Below are 17,242 nucleotides of genomic sequence, written 5' to 3' on the forward strand. Positions count from 1 at the left end.
GTGTTTTCTTTTTTATTATGCTGATAACGCTTGCATTTCAAAATGTAAAGGCTCATGCTATCAGCATTGGTGTAACAAGCCTTACTGCAGATAGACAATCAGCTAAGGTTGGGGAAATTGTAAAGATAAATGCTAGTGCAACAGGAACAAAAAATTTACTTTATAAGTTTTCTATTTATGATGGTGCAAGATGGTACACTTTACAAGATTATTCCTCAAAGAACAGTACGCAGTGGCAGCCTTATAGACCTGCAACACAAAAGATAAAGGTTGAAGTAAAGGATAGGTATAGTAAAACTATTGCTACTGTTTATAAACAAATAAGCTTTGAAGTATACAGTACTGTAAAAGCTCAGAGTATAACTAGTAGTATCAGTTCTCCAGTTACAGTAAACACTTCTGTAAAGTTTACTGCTAATATCAACTTAACTAATGGAGTGCTCTATAGATATTATATCTATGATGGACAATCCTGGAGTATGGTTAGAGACTATACTTATGATAAGATGTATACCTGGGTACCATCAAAGGAAGGTAAGTATAAAGTAAAAGTAGATATAAAACAAGCTAATTCATTAAGAAATCCAGATACTTCAATTGAGACATCTTATGAAGTTAGAAGTTCAACTGCAACAATAAGCAATATAGCTTTTGATAAAACATCGCCAACTCTTGTAAATACCCCAATTACAATTACAGCAATCGGTGGTGGGACAAGCAGTATATTATATAAGTTTATGGTGAATGATGGAACTGGTTGGGTTACCTTGAAAGATTACTCTGTTGATAATAAATTTATTTGGAATCCTACATCAGGAGCTAGCTATACCGTTAGGGTTCAAGTAAAAGCACAAGGATCAACAAGTGATTTTGAAAACTTTTTAGATAAGACCTTTGTAGTTGCAAAGCTTCCACAGGTTCAGCAGATTTCAACAAACTTAGCATCTCCAAGAAGACTTGGTAATACAATAATAATAAGCTCTAAGTCTGTTGACGGGATTGCAAGCTTATATAGATATTGGATTAATGATGGTAGTCAGTGGATTTTAGTTAACGACTACTCAACTAATTCTACATATACTTGGATACCTTCAAAAGAGGGTAAGTACAAGATTAAAGTTGATGTTAAGGATATATCATCTAAGAATATTTATGATGGATCAAAAGAAATTGAGTTTGAAATTTTGAGATACGGGAGTATTAGTTACAATAACACTAATATTACACTAGATAGTTTTGTTAATAGTCAAATGGGACTAGCTTCTAAAGCACAGACTTGGAGTAGCGGTAACTGGATTGATGCCACAAGAGATCAAGCTAAGTATTATGCCGACCCTAATAACTTTATAACAGATTACGGGGTATATCAATTCTTAAAGCTTAACTATGTAGATGGAATAACTGTTGAGGACTTAAATAATGTGCTTTTAGGAAAAGGTGTTCTAGAAGGAAAGGGCGCTTCTTTTATACAGGCAGGAAAAACCTATAATGTGAACCCGGTATATTTGGTAGCGCACTCTTTATTAGAGACTGGAAACGGAACATCAGCATTAGCTACAGGAATAACAGTTAGTCAGGTTCATGAGATTTTTGGAAATATAGGGTCTAAATTAATCCCTGTTAGTTCTCCTGTGAAAGTATATAATGTTTATGGTGTAGGCGCTTATGATTCCAATCCTGATCTTTGGGGATCAGAAAATGCGTATAAACAGGGATGGTTCACAGTTGATCAAGCAATTGTAGGTGGGGCAAAGTTTATATCTCAAAGTTATATTAATAGTACAACTTATAATCAAAATACGTTATACAAGATGAGATGGGATATTGCAACTATATACAAATCGCCTAATACATTATATGTCCATCAATATGCTACAGATGTGGGATGGGCATATAAGCAATCTCAAATTATGAAAAACATAATATTAAAAATGAAAAATTCTATGTTCTACTATGAGATTCCTAAGTTCAATTAATTAAATTCGGCTATAGAGTTTGATTTGAATTTTATCTGATAGGCAAAATAACGAAAAATAGAAAAGCTACAGGTGCAAACGAAAATTCACTGAAGAAAATTACTTCAGTGAATTTTTTGTTTATCATTATTGAGAAGCATCAAAGCTTCGTAGAAGCTTTAAATAGTAATTTGCTTCTCTTAGCACATGGTCGCTCAATAGAGGAGGTATTATAGAACGTATTTTACAAGAAAGTATTCCTTCTACAGATTGAGCTTTAAAATCTCTTAGGCTGGTAACTTGAGTTATAGTTTCTCTTGTAACTCGTGCAAGTTCTTCTGGATTATCTTCAAGTGCTAAGGTTGAGGCAAATAGCTTATCTAGTTCGTTGGAGAATCCGTTAGCTGTGTCAAAAAGTGCTGGCTGAGATGGATCTAGATATCCTCTTATAAATTTTGAATGCTCATCCATAAGTCTAGTCCAATTAATTTCAAAGTTTATTATTTCATTTATTGTATCTATAGTATCTTTCATTTGTAGCTTCCTTAGAGTCATTACAGCAAACTGAGCCTCTCTAGTGACGTGTTCTAGCATTAAGGGATAGGTATAAGAAAAGGCTCTGCAGTTTAATACATCATTTAATAATTTTGTTTGAAAGTCTATGACTATATTTGTAAGACGGATAGCCTCTTCATTTAATCCTGATATTTGAGCTATTAGGTTGTCTTGTCTGGAGCTTGGAAAACTAGACTTAAACATTTCTATTTCTTTATTTGTGATAGTTGTTTCTATAGGGATTCCAGTTAATTGAGATGTTATTGTTTCAGCAGCTAAGGTGTATTCTGTCACATATTCTCCTGAGTTTGTCATAGAGCCACCAACTTGCTCGTTTGTACTAAGCAATATGACTCTGGAAAGAAGATCTTCATATGCTCTCTTAAAGATATTAGCCTGTTTTATAACATTTAAGTTCTTTATTGGTAGCGAAGCTGCCGCAAAAATTGTATGTTCCTTTGCAATTCTTAAAAAGAATAGGTTAAACTCTAATGAGTGAATGATATAGTCTCTATCATTGAGCATAATGTATCCTTCCTTAATATTATTTATGTAGCTTTGTAAACCTTACAATGACTATTATATGATCCTATGAAGTAAAAGGTTACTTTTACTTATTAAAATTATTATTTATACCTAGTAGCTTTCTATAACTGGCTTACAAGGTTGTCCCGAGGGGACTTTCAGTATTATAATTATTTTATTAATAAAATTTTGACTATTATAAGTTGAAACAATTTAGTATAATAAAGTAAATATAAAGAGTAGAAGGTGATATGATGAAGGATATAGGATTAGTGCTTGAAGGTGGAGGTCTAAGAGGAGTTTATACTGCTGGTGTACTTGACTTCTTTCTTGAAAAATCTTTACACTTCCCATATGTAATTGGAGTTTCAGCAGGTGCATGTAATGCAGCATCATATATTTCTAAACAGTTCGAGAGAAACAAAAGAATTAACATAGGTTATATAGGAGATCATAGGTATTTAAGTTATAGAAACTTTTTCAAGGAAAAGAGTTTGTTTGGAATAGATTTTGTCTATAACAAGATACCCAATGAATTAGATCCTTTTGATTATGATACATTTTTTAATTCTGATCAAAGATTTGTAATTGGAACTACAGATTGTATAACAGGGGAACCTTTTTATGTAGAAAAAAATCAGTGCTTTAAAGATAATGACAAGATAATAACTGTTATACGAGCATCTAGTAGTCTTCCATTTGCAGCGCCAATAGTTAATTATGATAAGTATAATCTGCTTGATGGAGGAATATCAGATCCTATACCATTGAACAAGTCTATAATTGATGGCAATAAGAAACACGTGGTGATATTAACAAGGCCAGAAGGTTATAGAAAAGAAGCTTTTAAGAGAAGATGGATTGTAGATAGAGTTTACTCTAAATATAAAGGTCTAGCTGAGGCTATGGTAAACAGACATTCTGTTTATAATAAAACTTTAGATTTAATAGAGCAGATGAATAGAGACGGAGATATATTTGTTTTAAGGCCAAGCGAAGACTTACAGGTTGATAGATTAGAAAAGAGGCCTGAGAAACTTTATAAACTATATGATTTGGGTTATGAAGATGCAAAGAAAAATTATGAAAAGTTAAAGGCTTGGTTATAATAAGCCTTTAGCTTTTTTCCTATTTACTACAATTTAAAAAGAATTAATATAGTTGTCATATTGTATATTAACCAAGGAGATTAAATATGAGAGTAAGTGAAACGAAAATTAAAGTGAGATATGTAGAAACTGACCAGATGGGAATAGTGCATCATTCAAATTATTATGCCTGGTTTGAAGTAGGAAGAACTGAATTTATTAAAGAATCAGGTATGACTTATAGGCAGATGGAAGAGGAAAATATTATGATTCCTTTAGTTGAGAGTAAATGCAAGTATATTATAGGAGCAAAATATGAGGACGAACTTACAGTGAAAACTAGAATAGAAGAGCTAAATGGAGCTAAGGTTATATTTTCTTACGAGGTTGTAAGGGATGAAGATAGTGCTGTTTTAGCAAAGGGAAGCACTGTTCATGCATTTGTTAATAAAAGTTTTAAGATAATAAATCTAAAAAAGAGTAATCCTGATGTATGGCAAAGGATTCAGCAGCTATTATAATATAGCAAAATAGGCATATAAATTATCTGGATACATAAACCTCCTGTCATAAGTAAATGATATATTGAGATAAAATCTTTTATTTTATATAAAGATATATATTAAGAGATATTAAAATAGGAGGGAAGAAGATGATTATTGATTTTTATACTGCTGTTAAAAGTAGGAGATCAATTTATGCTATTAGTAATGAATCAACTATACCTGACGATAGGATAGTAGATATACTTAAGGATGCGGTAAAGTATGCTCCAACTTCATTTAATTCGCAGAGTGGAAGAGTTTTATTGCTACTAGGAAATCATCACACTAAGCTGTGGGAGATAACTAAGGAAGCTTTAAGAAAAATAGTACCTGAAGCTAGTTTTTCTCAAACTGAAGAAAAGCTAGATTCCTTTGCTGGGGGACACGGGACAATACTTTATTTTGAAGATCAAGATGTAATAAAGAGTCTTCAAGACAAATTCTCGCTATATAAAGATAACTTTCCAGTTTGGTCTGAGCAGTCCTCTGGTATACTTCAATATATAGTATGGACTGCTTTAGAGATAGAAGGACTTGGAGCATCGCTTCAGCATTATAATCCATTAATTGATGAGGAAGTTAGAAGCAATTGGCATATACCAGAAAGTTGGATGCTTATTGCACAAATGCCATTTGGAAAGCCACTCCAATTAGCTGGAGAAAAAGAGTATCAGTCTATAGATGAGAGATTTAGACTCTTTCAGTAGTGACATATTTAAAACACCTAAAAGTAAGTATAGCTTAAAAATTAGTGGATATTAACTAATTAATGGCAGTACTCAAATTATGGGTGTTTTTTGTTTTATATAAAAATATAAGATTTTTTTAGTTGATATTAGTAGTTATAGGGAGTTGAGACGATTATGGGTATATATGTTAAAGGACAAGGATTGTTCAACTTGCGGATTTTCTTTATATGAATTTGGAAAGATAAAGATATAAAAACAGTTGATAAAATAAAAGTTTACTCATTGTGAGGAAGAGGAGATATTGCTTATACATAAATAGAGGACCTCATTCAAATAATAAGACATAAGCTATATGGGAAAGGAGTCTTTATATGATCAAAGAGCTTTTTATAAATCTCTCTATTCTAATAAGTTCTATCAGTTTATTTACTCAGTGGAAAAAAGAATATGATCATATAAAAATAAATCCTTATACTAAGAAGTTGATTATAGGAATTCTCAATGGAATCTTAGGAATAGGACTAATCTATTTTGGATGCCCTGTTTATACAAATTCAATAATCGACTTTAGAAATATGGCAATAATAATAGCAGCAATTTATGGTGGTGGACTATCAATATACGTATGTAGCATCATGATTGTGTTTTTCAGAATAGCTTATTTTGGAGTAAATATTTCATCTATCTATGGGGTTGTTTTAATTATAGTTTCTGGTTCAGCCAATTGGGTGATTTGTAATAAGAAACTTAGGCTTTGGCAAAAGTGGGCTTACTGCACTTCCTTTAACACAGTTGCCGCCAGCATTGCACTTATAATAAATTATTACAATGCTGTTCAGTTTAAATCCATACTAGCCATGTATATAATGTCATCTATAATTGTATCTTCAATTACTTATAAGTATCTTGAATATTGTTTCTCTTCAAATAGACTTTATGTAAAGCTTGTGAAAGAATCTTCTCAAGACTTTTTGACAGGACTAAACAATCTAAGGCAATTTAACATAGTGATGAAGAGGTTATCTTCTAATGCTGTAGATAAAGAGGAAAGACTTTCACTTTTAGTTATAGATGTAGACCATTTTAAACATATAAACGATACCTATGGTCATGCAAATGGTGATATTGTATTGAAGGAAATGGCAAGTATATTCGTTAATAGTAGCAGATCTTTTGATGTGATATCAAGGAATGGAGGAGAGGAATTTACAGTTATCTTACTTGATTGTGATAGAGATAGTGCTATTAGAATAGGCGAAAAAATTAGAAAAAATGTAGAACAATATACTTTTATATTATCTGATGAAAATACAGTGTCTTTAACTGTATCAATTGGAGTTGCAAGCTTCCCCGAAAGTACGAAAGATATAAAAAGGTTATATGAGTTGGCAGATAATGCTCTTTATAAGTCTAAGAGAGATGGAAGGAATAAGGTATCTTATATTTAAATTTAATAGTTACTCTCTTACAGAGACCAATAAGTAGGCAATTAATTTTAATAATACTGTTAAACATAATATTGATATAAAAATGTCTACAGATGGAGGTTTTTTTATGGAACATAGAGATAAAAAGGACGGAAAAAGTTATTCTAATGCAATTAAGAATCCTGTAGCAGTATTTAAGGGGCATCTGAAAGGTATTAAAAATATGGATGAACCTTTTGCAGAAGCTATAATTATGGCTAAGAAATTTTAATTTGGATCTATTAAAATACAGTTCGGAGATTAATTGGTCAGTAATCCGATGATTTAATTACTAATATTTTATAAAGAAGTTGCTAATAAAGTTTTATTGGTGACTTCTTTTTATTTGTTAAGGATGAAACCTTTTTTTATATAAATTCGTTCATATTATGTGATGATATAGCAATAGGTTGAGGAGGGTATTTTGAGGTGTGCGTATAAATAAGAAGTAGGCTCTATTATAGATGATTCGATTTATATTGATTAGGCGAAGATAAAACCTTTTAACTTTAACTAAGTTAAGGTTTTCGATGTAAGGGAAGTATGAAGATTTTTATTATATAGTGATGCAGTTATAGACATTTAAAAGTATACAAAGAAAGATTATAAATTGGGGTATTTTGATAATTTAAGGAGAGAGGAAGATTATGTCGGATGAACAGTTAGTAAAGGCTGTTATTGATGGTGATAGAAGCTCCGTCGATTTATTAGTTAGTAGATATTATAAGATAGTTTATGCCTACATATACAAGCTTACTGGGGACTATCATATGTCTTATGATTTAACGCAGGAAGTATTTATTAAAGGCATAAGTGCCATAAAAAAATACAAGCATGAGGATAAGCTAAGAAGCTGGTTGTTAACCATAGCGTCAAATTTAGTTAAAGACTATTTTAGAAGACAAAAGAGACAGAAGATTGACTGGTGTGATAGCTATATAGATATTAAAGAGGAAAATAATATTGATACATCAATGGATGCTCTATTGCAGCAAGAAGATAACAAATCTATAAGAGTACTTATAGATACCTTAAGTCTTGAAATGAAAGAAGTTATTATTTTAAGATACTTTTATGATATGAAGATTAGTGAGATAGCAAAAATAACTTCTACTAAGGAAGCGACAGTAAAGACTAGGCTGAGACGTGCTTTAAAGAATTTGAATAAAAAGCTTTTAGGGGGAACTATCAATGAAAAAGAAGTTATTCCGCTCAAATAAGGATTTTGATGAAGAATATAAAAATATTGTAGATGATATTAAGGTCATAGATTATTTTGAAGATATCCAGTTTCCAACTTTGGATATGATTGAAGAGACGAAAAATATTTTGATAAGCGAGGTTGAAAAGGTAGAGCCTCAGATAAATAAAAATTATAAAAGAAAGTTAAGTAATTTATTGGTTGCAAGTGTCCTCTTTGTTGCTATTGTAGGAGAATTAGCTGTATTAAGGCCATCTTTATTTAACTTCTTTAATAGAGAAAGTAATATCTCATCAAACAATAGTAATAATGCTGACGATATCTATGCAAAGCTAGATGACGGATATAATAAAGTTTCTAAGGCTGAGATAGCTAACGAAAGTGTATTGTCTGTATACGGTAAAAGCATAGAAGAATTTGCGATGAAAAAAGGCTATGTAACAATAAAGAACAGCGCTATAAATATGCATATTAGAATACCTAATTTTGAGGAGCATGCTGGAGATATACCAATAGGAGATATATTTAAACAAAGAAATGAACTGTCTAAAAAATATGGATACAACTTTGAGGGCTATAGAGGAAAAAGGGTAGTTTTATATGCTGAAAATGTTGAGAAGAATGATAAACTTGAAGGGCTTCTTATAACTTTGATATATTCCAATAAGATAATTGGTGCATGGATGAGTGAGAATGGTGACTTGGAAAATATATTGAAGACTGAGAGTGCAGACGATGAAGCTGGTTACTTACCTATAAGTACTGATACTGCTGCAGAAAAAGCCAAAAACTTTATTAAAAAGTATTTTTCCTCTGATGAACAGGTTAGGGATTTTGGAATTAACAGTGGAACTCAAGATTATAAGAGACCATTATATACTGTTATGTTTGATAGTTATATAGTTAGAATAGATGCTATAAGTGGTCAAGTTATAGAGTTATCGCTGACTAAAGAGTTAAAAAGGGATGACTCTTTAAAAGATTTAACTGAAGAACAGCTGAAGGAAAAGGCAATTAGTTACTACAAAGAGTTAGGTTTTCAATACAATATTGCAGATGTTTCTTACCCTGGAACACCTAATAATCAGTTTATCGCACAGTTCTGCCAAACTATTGCTATAAATAATAAAGTTATTTATAGCAGAGATAATTCTGTGAAAATAGCAGTTGATTCCAAGGGGCGACTTGAGATGATTACTAGCTGTTACAGACCTTTGATCTATAATGGAAAGTCAAATACTACTATAGACGAAAGCCACGCTTATAGTATTGCTGATGGGTATTTTAAAGTCTTAGGTTTATATGGACGTAAAGATATTGGTTTAGAATCGATTGCTCCAAACAATAATTATGAGATTCTTTCTAATACAAAGAGAGGAGATAGTGCTAAAGGAAATAATATCTATCGTAAGAGTGAGGGGTACTCTAAGATAGCTTGGAGAGTAATTATTTCTGATAAACCTTCAGTGGCAATATATCTGGATGTAGAGACTGGAGAAATTATAGGGGCTAACTAAGTTTTATAAACATTATCATAGTTATGTTGCTGAGCAATATTGAACAACTTGGTGATAAGTATAATTAAAGTTTAATTAATAATAGTAGTCTAAATAAAAATACATTTAATCATAAGTTAAGTGTATTTTTATTTATATAAACTAAGGACTTTCTATAAAAATATATGTATTGACGCTAGCGATATAGCTAATATTTATACATATATGTGAATAAGAAATTATGGTTGTAGATAAAAAATTAATTGTTTTTAAAAAGGTGTAGTAAATACGGTATAAAATAACGAAAAATGGCGATATATCATAAAATATGTTGTTAAATATATAGCCGTTAGTTTGAACTATTTTTAATTTATTATATAATATTGTATCGTGATGATAATTTTTCATTTAGTTTTATGATTTTTTAATAATTTATTTGTTTTGGGGCCTTTTTAAGGAGGATTTTAATGAACATTTTTAAGAAAAAAACAGCCGAGCAGATGCTTGAGGGAGTAGCTAAGACTGGGTTGAAGAAAAATTTAAAAGCGAAGGATATAGCTGCCCTTGGTGTAGGTGCGGTTGTCGGTGTAGGAATATTTGTTGCTACTGGTGAAGGGGCTCATCTTGCAGGTCCTGCTGTAATAATATCTTTCCTTATAGCTGCTGTTATAGCTTGCCTTTGTGGGCTAAGTTATTCAGAGCTTGCAACTATGTTTCCTGTTGCAGGAAGCACATATTCTTATGCATATATAACATTTGGTGAAATAGTGGCGATGATTATTGGTTGGTGTCTTACTGCTGAATATCTAGTCGCTTGTAGCGCAGTTGCATCAGGTTGGTCTGGTACGTTTCAAGGAATACTTGCCAATATAGGCTTAAGTATACCTAAAGCACTTGCCGCATCACCAAGTAAAGGTGGGATTATTGATCTTCCTGCTGTGCTTATAATCGTAATAATAACATCACTTTTATGTTACGGAATGCAAGAAAGCGCTCGTGTTAATAATATTATGGTTGGTATTAAGATATGCATAATACTATTATTCGTAGTATTAGGATTTTCTCATATAAATGCAGCTAACTATAAGCCTTTTAATCCATACGGAATAAAAGGAATATTTGCAGGAACGGCTACTATATTCTTCTCATATATTGGATTTGATGCAATATCTACAGCTGCCGAAGAGGCAGATAATCCAAAAAGGGATATACCATTGGGCTTAATAATGTGTCTTGCTATAGTAAGCGTACTATATATATCGGTAGCTTTTGTACTTACAGGGATGGTTCCTTTTAAAGAGATAATTTCTGAGAATGCAGTACCTGGAGCTTTAGCAAGAGTAGGCATAAACTGGGGTTCTGCTCTAGTTGGAACTGGTGCGATAATAGGTATGATATCAACAATTTTGGCTGTACTATATGGCCAAGTCAGAGTGTTTATGGTTATGTCTAGAGATGGCCTTTTACCTAAGCTTTTCTCTAAGGTTCATCCAGTTCATAAGACACCGTATATATCTACTATAATAACTGGAACTGTAGCTGCTATTATAGCAGGCTTACTTCCACTAGATATAATAGTTCAATTTTTAAGTATAGGTACTTTATTAGGGTTTATAGTAGTTTCTTTAAGCGTAATAGTACTTAGAAAGAGAATGCCTAATTTTAATAGAATATTTAAATGTCCTGGCGTTCCAGTTACGCCAATTATAGCGGTTATATGTTGCGTGTATCTCCTTTCAAGACTACAGGCTAAGACTTGGTTAGGCTTTTCAGTGTGGATAATAATTGGTCTTATTGTGTATTTTACTTATGGAAGAAAGCATAGTTTAATACAAAATGAAGAAGCTAATTAGGATTTTGATGTTTATATTCTTCTTAATAGGTCAAAGAACAGATTTTAAAAGGTATCGTTTTAATTAAAGAATTTTTTAGAGCTCCTTTTGGGGCTTTAAGGGATACTCTAGAAAATAAATTGAATTAATTGATACGTTATAAAAACTGCTAAGTTATTAGCAGTTTTTTTACTGTTTGAGAAAGTCTAAAAGTAATAAAATTGTAATTAATATATAATAATGCTGTAATACACATATAATAATATATAAATTAATTGTATTAATTGTTCTATGGAGGAGTGTTAATGGAAGGTTACGAGTACATTCTAATTGCAGTAGGCTTTGTATTACTTATACTAAGTTATTTATTGGGGATAGGTAACAAAACTATATTAAGGATAAATGATAAGATTACACCAGAAGATATAGAAGATAAGAATAAGTTCATAAGCGATATTGCATTGCCTCCAGCGCTTATAGGAATAGCAATAATAGTAGCTACCTTTATATTCAGAATATCAAAGTTCATGGGGATTCTAATAATTGGAGTAGTATCGATTTATTCTCTGGCAAGAGAATTTAGATTGTTGTATAACATAAGAAAAAAGTGAAAGGCAATGAGTGATTTAAATGATATTACCTAAAATCACTCATTTAGTATTATAAATAACTGTAGTATAGCTTATTAAGAATGACTACTTTTTACCTAGTGAATCTTCTTCTATAATCACACTTCCTACAAAGTTCTTCTTTTATCTGTCTATTAGAAAAGCTTTTGAAAATACTAGACGCTCTCTCACCTTCTACGATTTCATCAAGACAAGATGAACTATAGATATTACCTAAGTTTATAACTCCTTCACCATCAAGGCAGCATGGAACAACAGTTCCGTCGACTAATATAGCAATTTGGTTTCTTAGGCCGTGGCAAAAACCAAAGCTGTCCTCAGTCTCTAGCTTGGTGTCTGGCCACTTAAATTCAGAGCCTTGATTTAGATAAATTCTATCTTGTAGCTTTATTCCTCTAGCTGGAATAACTTTTTCTTCTATCCTATAATCTAGAGAAAAGAATTCTTCTATCATTTCTATAATTGTACTATTTCTTTTATTTTCAACGTTAATATTATTATTCTCAGATAAATTCCAAAGTCTTAAGGATACGGTTATTTCAGAGGTATCAACAGCTTCTTTAGTAAAGGATAAAATGCTATTTATGTATGAGTTTTTATCCTTAGAATTTTCATTGCCATCAAAGCTATGAAGGGAAAAGTTAATTTGTCTAAGCGATGGCTTTCCGATTAAAGTGTCTTTAACTCTATTAATTAGTGTGCCGTTTGTTGTTATATTGACCTTAAAACCTTTAGAATGACTTACTTCTAATAATTGTTCTAGTTCTGGATGCAACAGAGGTTCTCCTTTTACATGAAGGTAGATGTGGTCTCCATGTCCTTTTATTTTATCCAGAATCTCGCTAAACTTATCCACAGAAATAAACTCCGGTTTTCTTTTTGTTTGTGGACAAAATTCGCAGGATAGGTTACACACATTAGTTATTTCTATATATATTTTTTTAAACTTCTTCATTTGATTTCTCCTATACTTAGTATGACATTCTATAAATTTAATAAATCCATTTTTGTTATTTATAGATTATTATTCAAATTACAAGTTATGACTTTATATATCTAAATATATAATTTAAGGTTTTTATATTCAATATTTTTATGTACTAAACCAATTATAATAAATGTTTATATTAAGCGGATCAATTAATAGGTAGGAGTTTTTTTGATTTATTTAAGAATTAATAGCAGTTTTATCTTCTGTAAAATAAAAAAACTAGAGAACATAAATCTCTAGCAATTGACAATATTTTACAAAGTATTTTTGGCATAAATTCACTAATCTAATATGATTTCCTAATTTATACTTATACTATAATGCAAAAATATCATGTTGTCAAGATAAAATGAGAAATATCTAGATTTACTATGTTTCTACATATATTTAGATAAAGTCACAGTATCGGAATACTAAATATGATGGTAATTAACATTTTAGTTTTTCCATTATTTGATATAAAATATTATCTATCTCAGTATTCAAAATTAGTTACCACTTTATGCTTAGTACAATGTGGCACAAAATTAAAATTAAGGAGTGATTTGAATGGCGGGAATAGAGCATCCTGATTATGAAGAAGAGTTGAAAAGGTTAGGTATAACTTTGAAATATCTTAAAAACTATAATGATAGAATATTAGCAGATAAAAATAAGATCGATTCAGAAGTTGAATATGGTTTATCTCATTACAACTCAGACAATGCGGAGCAGTTCAATGATCTATCTATAAATTATGTGCTTCAGAAAAATTTAGAGTATAAGGTTAAGGGGCTTGAAAGTAGTATAGAAAAGCCATACTTTGCAAGGGTTGATTTTAAGGAGCGGCATAAAGATAAACTTGAAAAACTATATATCGGAAAGGTATCGTTGATGGATGACAATACTAACGAGATGATTATAGTGGATTGGAGATCACCTGTGGCAACCCTCTATTATGAAGGTAGGCTTGGAGAAGCTCAATACCAATGTGAGGATGGCATTATAAGCGGAGATATAAGCATTAAGAGACAATACAGTATTGAAAAATCAGAAATAAAAGAAATATATGATATAGATATAACTACAAATGATGAATTCCTTCAGGCTAGTCTTAATTCACTTAAAGACAATAGACTAAAAGATATTGTATCAACTATTCAAGAAGAGCAGAACAGGGTTATTAGAGCTGATATGTGGAGGCCGTTGCTAGTTCAAGGTGCTGCTGGAGGAGGTAAAACAACCATAGCTCTTCATAGAATAGCATATCTTTTGTACAATTATGAAAAGACTGTACCCTCCGATGGGTTTATGATAATCGCTCCAAATAGATTTTTCCTAAGTTATATATCTGACGTATTACCGGAACTAGGGGTTCATAGTGTTAGACAAAATACCTTTGAGGATTTTGCATTGGAGTTTATCGGAGAGAAGTTTGATATAAAAGATCCTTCGGAAAAACTGAGAAGTATAATTGAAGGAGACGTGATATCGAATAAAATAAGTAGTTTTAAATCCTCAATAGAATACAAATTGATGCTAGATAAGTTTTTAAAGTTTATAGAAGCAAAATACATTCCTAAATTAGATTTCAAAATTCATGATACTATAATATATCCTTATAAAGAAATAAAAAGTCTGTTTACTAACAGCTACAATCATCTCCCTTTTCAAAAACGAATAGTAGAAATAAAGAAACATCTAACAAATAAACTAAAAGCAAATAAGAAAGAGATTCTTCAGTCGATTGAAGACGATTATGACTGGAAGATAAATAAGCTTAGAAGAGATATGGATGATTGTCCTGAAAGAAGAGCAAAGATAATAGAGATTGCAGATGAGAGAGATCTAACAGTTAAAAGGGCAAGGATTAAGATGGGCAGTTTGATTAGAGATTACTTTGAAAAAATAGAGCCTCTTAGAGTAAGTGATTATTATAAAGACTTCATGTATATGCTTAAGGATTGGAAGCCAGAAGGACTTATAGCAAAGCTTGCAGATCAAACAATAGCTAATATTGATAGTAAGAGTATAGACATTGAAGACTTGGCACCACTAATGTATATAAAATTAAAGATATATGGATTGGAAGAAAAACTAAACTTAAGACATGTCGTAATAGATGAGGCGCAAGATTTTAGCGTATTTCAGTTTCTAGTATTAAAAGAGGTTCTTGGGTCAAGTTCAATGACTATACTAGGGGATATATGCCAGGGGATTTACAGCTATAGAGGCACTAGTGATTGGGACTATATAAACAAGAGTATATTTGACGGAGAGGCTGAAATGCTTACTCTTGAGCAGAGTTATAGAACAACTGTAGAGATAATGAGTAGTGCCACAAAAGTGCTTGGAAACATAAAAGAACGGCAACTTCCTCTGGCTAAACCTGTTATAAGGCATGGTGAATTAATAAAAATAGAAGGCCTTAGTGATATTGAGGAGCTAGCCTTAAAGATAAAGTCTGATATAAATTTATGGAAGCAAAAAGAATATAAGTCACTAGCACTTATATGTAAGAATATAGATGAATGTAGGAAACTTAAAAGTAGAATAGATAGCTTTGATATAGAAACTAGTATTGTCACCGGAGGTGAAAGTGATTTTAATGGAGGAATAGTAATAATACCTACTTATTTAGTTAAGGGACTTGAGTTTGATATGGTAATAATCTGTAATGCATCAAAACAGATGTATACTAATAGTGAATTAGATATAAAATTACTATATGTAGCTATGACAAGACCTTTGCATTACCTTAAGATATACCATATAGGGCAGATAAGCAAACTTTTGCAGTAGATAATGTAATGATTGTTATGAAATGAGCCCATAATTTTTGTGAATAAAAGCCATGCATATAAGGTAATATTAGTTCCTTAGTATACATGGCTTTTGTTTTGCAAGTACCAGCTATTTGCGGGGGCTGCAAACTTAATAGTTATTATAAGTAGTTTTTACCCCAATTATATAACTCTGTTATTATTGGCTTTATTGTCAGCCCTAATTCCGTTAATTCGTACTCTACTCTTGGAGGAACCTCAGCATATATAGTTCTCTTAACTAAGCCATCATTTTCTAGCTCTCTTAGTTGAAGTGTAAGCATTCGATGGGTTATTTTTGGCATCTCTCTTCTAAGCTCATTAAATCTCTTTTTACCGAAGAATAATCTATACAATATAATGCCTTTCCACTTACCGCCAATTACATTTAAGGTAGACTCTACAGGACAGGGAGAGTTAACACAAGGGGATTCATCTAGTTCTATGCTATCCTTATTCATAAAAAACACCTCTAAGGTTAAAATTTATATTAAGTATACTTTTTATACTTAGGTATATTATAGTATATTATATATAAAAAATGTGCACTCTTCAACATATGCAAATAATGAAATATAATTTACTCATATAAATTATAAATGGAGAGGTGGATTAACAATGCAAGAATTGAAACAAAGAATACTAGAAGCACATAACTTTAGACATGCATGTAAGGAATTTGATAAAGATAAGAAGATTTCTAAAGAAGATTTTGATTTTATTTTAGAGGTAGGAAGACTGTCACCAAGTTCTCTAGGATTTGAACCCTGGAAGTTTGTTGTGGTTCAAGATATGAGTTTTAGAGAGGAAATAAGAAAAGTTTCATGGGGTGCCCAAGGGCAACTACCTACAGCTAGCCATTTCCTTTTAGTTCTTTCGAGAACAGAAAAAGATTTAAGATATGATTCTGAGTATATAGAAGACTTTATGAGAGAGATTCAAAAGCTTCCTAGTGAAGTTGCTGAAGGAAAAAGAAATAGATACAAGGACTTTCAAGAGAATGACTTTAAGATGCTTGAAAGTTCCAGAGCATTAAATGATTGGGCTTCTAAGCAGACTTATATAGCAATGGCAAATATGATGACTGCTGCAGCTGAAATAGGTATTGATTCTTGTCCTATAGAAGGGTTTAATAAGGAGAAACTTGAGGAAGTGCTAAACAGCAGAGGAGTATTAGAAGATGGAAGCTTCACTATATCTTACATGCTAGCCTTTGGATATAGAAAAGTTGAGCCTAGAGCTAAAACAAGGCAGGCAATGGAACAAATTGTTACTTGGATATAATAAATTTATAAGTATAATAGAAAGTACACTTAATTAATGAAATATAAAATGCTATTCTGAAATTTTAGCCATTAAAGCAATGTCCTAAAATTAATAGATATAGTTTAAAAATTGCCTCTGTTAAAGCAGCGTGTTGAAATTAAGTGGTCAGTCATCCGATGCTTAGATGAGCTTGCGCAAAGAAT

Annotated in this window: 15 protein-coding genes; 12 read left to right on the plus strand and 3 right to left on the minus strand. The window is 31.4% G+C overall.

The window, feature by feature from the left end; genetic code table 11:
- Positions 1-17 precede the first annotated feature (17 nt).
- Positions 18-1,976: a triple tyrosine motif-containing protein gene (locus GXK57_RS21315; RefSeq protein ID WP_160680045.1), complete on the plus strand. Its 1,959-nt coding sequence runs from the start codon at positions 18-20 to the stop codon at positions 1,974-1,976.
- Between the two features lie 126 nt (positions 1,977-2,102).
- On the opposite strand, the gene GXK57_RS21320 is transcribed toward GXK57_RS21315, so the two are convergent.
- Positions 2,103-3,035: a DUF2935 domain-containing protein gene (locus GXK57_RS21320; protein ID WP_160680046.1), complete on the minus strand. Its 933-nt coding sequence runs from the start codon at positions 3,033-3,035 to the stop codon at positions 2,103-2,105.
- Between the two features lie 254 nt (positions 3,036-3,289).
- On the opposite strand from GXK57_RS21320, the gene GXK57_RS21325 reads away from it, so the two are divergent.
- The 9 genes from GXK57_RS21325 to GXK57_RS21365 all read left to right on the plus strand — a co-directional run bounded on the left by GXK57_RS21325 (position 3,290) and on the right by GXK57_RS21365 (position 11,963).
- Positions 3,290-4,144, plus strand: a complete 855-nt coding sequence (locus tag GXK57_RS21325; protein ID WP_160680061.1) for a patatin family protein — start codon at positions 3,290-3,292, stop codon at positions 4,142-4,144.
- 86 nt (positions 4,145-4,230) lie between these two features.
- Positions 4,231-4,644: a thioesterase family protein gene (locus tag GXK57_RS21330; protein ID WP_160680047.1), complete on the plus strand. Its 414-nt coding sequence runs from the start codon at positions 4,231-4,233 to the stop codon at positions 4,642-4,644.
- A 131-nt stretch (positions 4,645-4,775) separates the two neighbouring features.
- Positions 4,776-5,375 carry a nitroreductase family protein gene (locus GXK57_RS21335; protein WP_160680048.1) on the plus strand — a complete coding sequence of 200 codons (600 nt, stop codon included), beginning with the start codon at positions 4,776-4,778 and terminating at the stop codon, positions 5,373-5,375.
- Between the two features lie 353 nt (positions 5,376-5,728).
- Entirely contained in the window at positions 5,729-6,805 is a 1,077-nt protein-coding gene (locus GXK57_RS21340) for a diguanylate cyclase (RefSeq protein ID WP_160680049.1), read from the plus strand.
- 106 nt (positions 6,806-6,911) lie between these two features.
- Positions 6,912-7,055: a hypothetical protein gene (locus GXK57_RS21345; RefSeq protein WP_160680050.1), complete on the plus strand. Its 144-nt coding sequence runs from the start codon at positions 6,912-6,914 to the stop codon at positions 7,053-7,055.
- A 415-nt stretch (positions 7,056-7,470) separates the two neighbouring features.
- Positions 7,471-8,043, plus strand: a complete 573-nt coding sequence (locus GXK57_RS21350) for an RNA polymerase sigma factor (RefSeq protein WP_160680051.1) — start codon at positions 7,471-7,473, stop codon at positions 8,041-8,043.
- Positions 8,015-9,541 (plus strand): DUF4830 domain-containing protein, encoded by a 1,527-nt coding sequence (locus tag GXK57_RS21355; RefSeq protein WP_160680052.1) that lies wholly within the window; start codon positions 8,015-8,017, stop codon positions 9,539-9,541. The genes GXK57_RS21350 and GXK57_RS21355 overlap by 29 nt, the downstream gene beginning before the upstream one ends.
- A 446-nt stretch (positions 9,542-9,987) precedes the next feature.
- The gene (locus GXK57_RS21360) at positions 9,988-11,373 is read left to right on the plus strand and encodes an amino acid permease (RefSeq protein ID WP_160680053.1); all 1,386 of its coding nucleotides are present in this window, start codon (positions 9,988-9,990) and stop codon (positions 11,371-11,373) included.
- Between the two features lie 284 nt (positions 11,374-11,657).
- Positions 11,658-11,963: a hypothetical protein gene (locus tag GXK57_RS21365; protein WP_160680054.1), complete on the plus strand. Its 306-nt coding sequence runs from the start codon at positions 11,658-11,660 to the stop codon at positions 11,961-11,963.
- 91 nt (positions 11,964-12,054) lie between these two features.
- Here GXK57_RS21365 and GXK57_RS21370 read toward each other — a convergent pair whose 3' ends face one another.
- A complete protein-coding gene (locus tag GXK57_RS21370) occupies positions 12,055-12,936 on the minus strand; it encodes a radical SAM/SPASM domain-containing protein (RefSeq protein ID WP_160680055.1) in 882 nt (293 codons plus the stop codon).
- Positions 12,937-13,521: 585 nt separating this feature from the next.
- Here GXK57_RS21370 and helD point away from each other — a divergent pair.
- A complete protein-coding gene (gene helD, locus GXK57_RS21375; RefSeq protein ID WP_160680056.1) occupies positions 13,522-15,753 on the plus strand; it encodes an RNA polymerase recycling motor HelD in 2,232 nt (743 codons plus the stop codon).
- 142 nt (positions 15,754-15,895) lie between these two features.
- Here helD and GXK57_RS21380 read toward each other — a convergent pair whose 3' ends face one another.
- Positions 15,896-16,234, minus strand: a complete 339-nt coding sequence (locus GXK57_RS21380) for a helix-turn-helix domain-containing protein (protein WP_160680057.1) — start codon at positions 16,232-16,234, stop codon at positions 15,896-15,898.
- Positions 16,235-16,391: 157 nt separating this feature from the next.
- Between GXK57_RS21380 and GXK57_RS21385 the strand changes: the two genes are divergently transcribed.
- On the plus strand, positions 16,392-17,057 hold the full coding sequence (locus GXK57_RS21385) for an NAD(P)H-dependent oxidoreductase (protein WP_160680058.1): 666 nt from the start codon (positions 16,392-16,394) through the stop codon (positions 17,055-17,057).
- Positions 17,058-17,242: the final 185 nt, after the last annotated feature.

It is taken from the genome of Clostridium sp. C8-1-8 (assembly GCF_009928445.1).
Lineage (GTDB): Bacteria > Bacillota > Clostridia > Clostridiales > Clostridiaceae > Clostridium_AR.

Bases quoted from the DNA above. Each gene is read 5' to 3' on its own strand.
- GXK57_RS21315 (WP_160680045.1), top strand. From the start codon at position 18: ATGCTGATAACGCTTGCATTTCAAAATGTAAAGGCTCATGCTATCAGC.
- GXK57_RS21320 (WP_160680046.1), bottom strand. From the start codon at position 3,035: ATGCTCAATGATAGAGACTATATCATTCACTCATTAGAGTTTAACCTA.
- GXK57_RS21325 (WP_160680061.1), top strand. From the start codon at position 3,290: ATGAAGGATATAGGATTAGTGCTTGAAGGTGGAGGTCTAAGAGGAGTT.
- GXK57_RS21330 (WP_160680047.1), top strand. From the start codon at position 4,231: ATGAGAGTAAGTGAAACGAAAATTAAAGTGAGATATGTAGAAACTGAC.
- GXK57_RS21335 (WP_160680048.1), top strand. From the start codon at position 4,776: ATGATTATTGATTTTTATACTGCTGTTAAAAGTAGGAGATCAATTTAT.
- GXK57_RS21340 (WP_160680049.1), top strand. From the start codon at position 5,729: ATGATCAAAGAGCTTTTTATAAATCTCTCTATTCTAATAAGTTCTATC.
- GXK57_RS21345 (WP_160680050.1), top strand. From the start codon at position 6,912: ATGGAACATAGAGATAAAAAGGACGGAAAAAGTTATTCTAATGCAATT.
- GXK57_RS21350 (WP_160680051.1), top strand. From the start codon at position 7,471: ATGTCGGATGAACAGTTAGTAAAGGCTGTTATTGATGGTGATAGAAGC.
- GXK57_RS21355 (WP_160680052.1), top strand. From the start codon at position 8,015: ATGAAAAAGAAGTTATTCCGCTCAAATAAGGATTTTGATGAAGAATAT.
- GXK57_RS21360 (WP_160680053.1), top strand. From the start codon at position 9,988: ATGAACATTTTTAAGAAAAAAACAGCCGAGCAGATGCTTGAGGGAGTA.
- GXK57_RS21365 (WP_160680054.1), top strand. From the start codon at position 11,658: ATGGAAGGTTACGAGTACATTCTAATTGCAGTAGGCTTTGTATTACTT.
- GXK57_RS21370 (WP_160680055.1), bottom strand. From the start codon at position 12,936: ATGAAGAAGTTTAAAAAAATATATATAGAAATAACTAATGTGTGTAAC.
- helD (WP_160680056.1), top strand. From the start codon at position 13,522: ATGGCGGGAATAGAGCATCCTGATTATGAAGAAGAGTTGAAAAGGTTA.
- GXK57_RS21380 (WP_160680057.1), bottom strand. From the start codon at position 16,234: ATGAATAAGGATAGCATAGAACTAGATGAATCCCCTTGTGTTAACTCT.
- GXK57_RS21385 (WP_160680058.1), top strand. From the start codon at position 16,392: ATGCAAGAATTGAAACAAAGAATACTAGAAGCACATAACTTTAGACAT.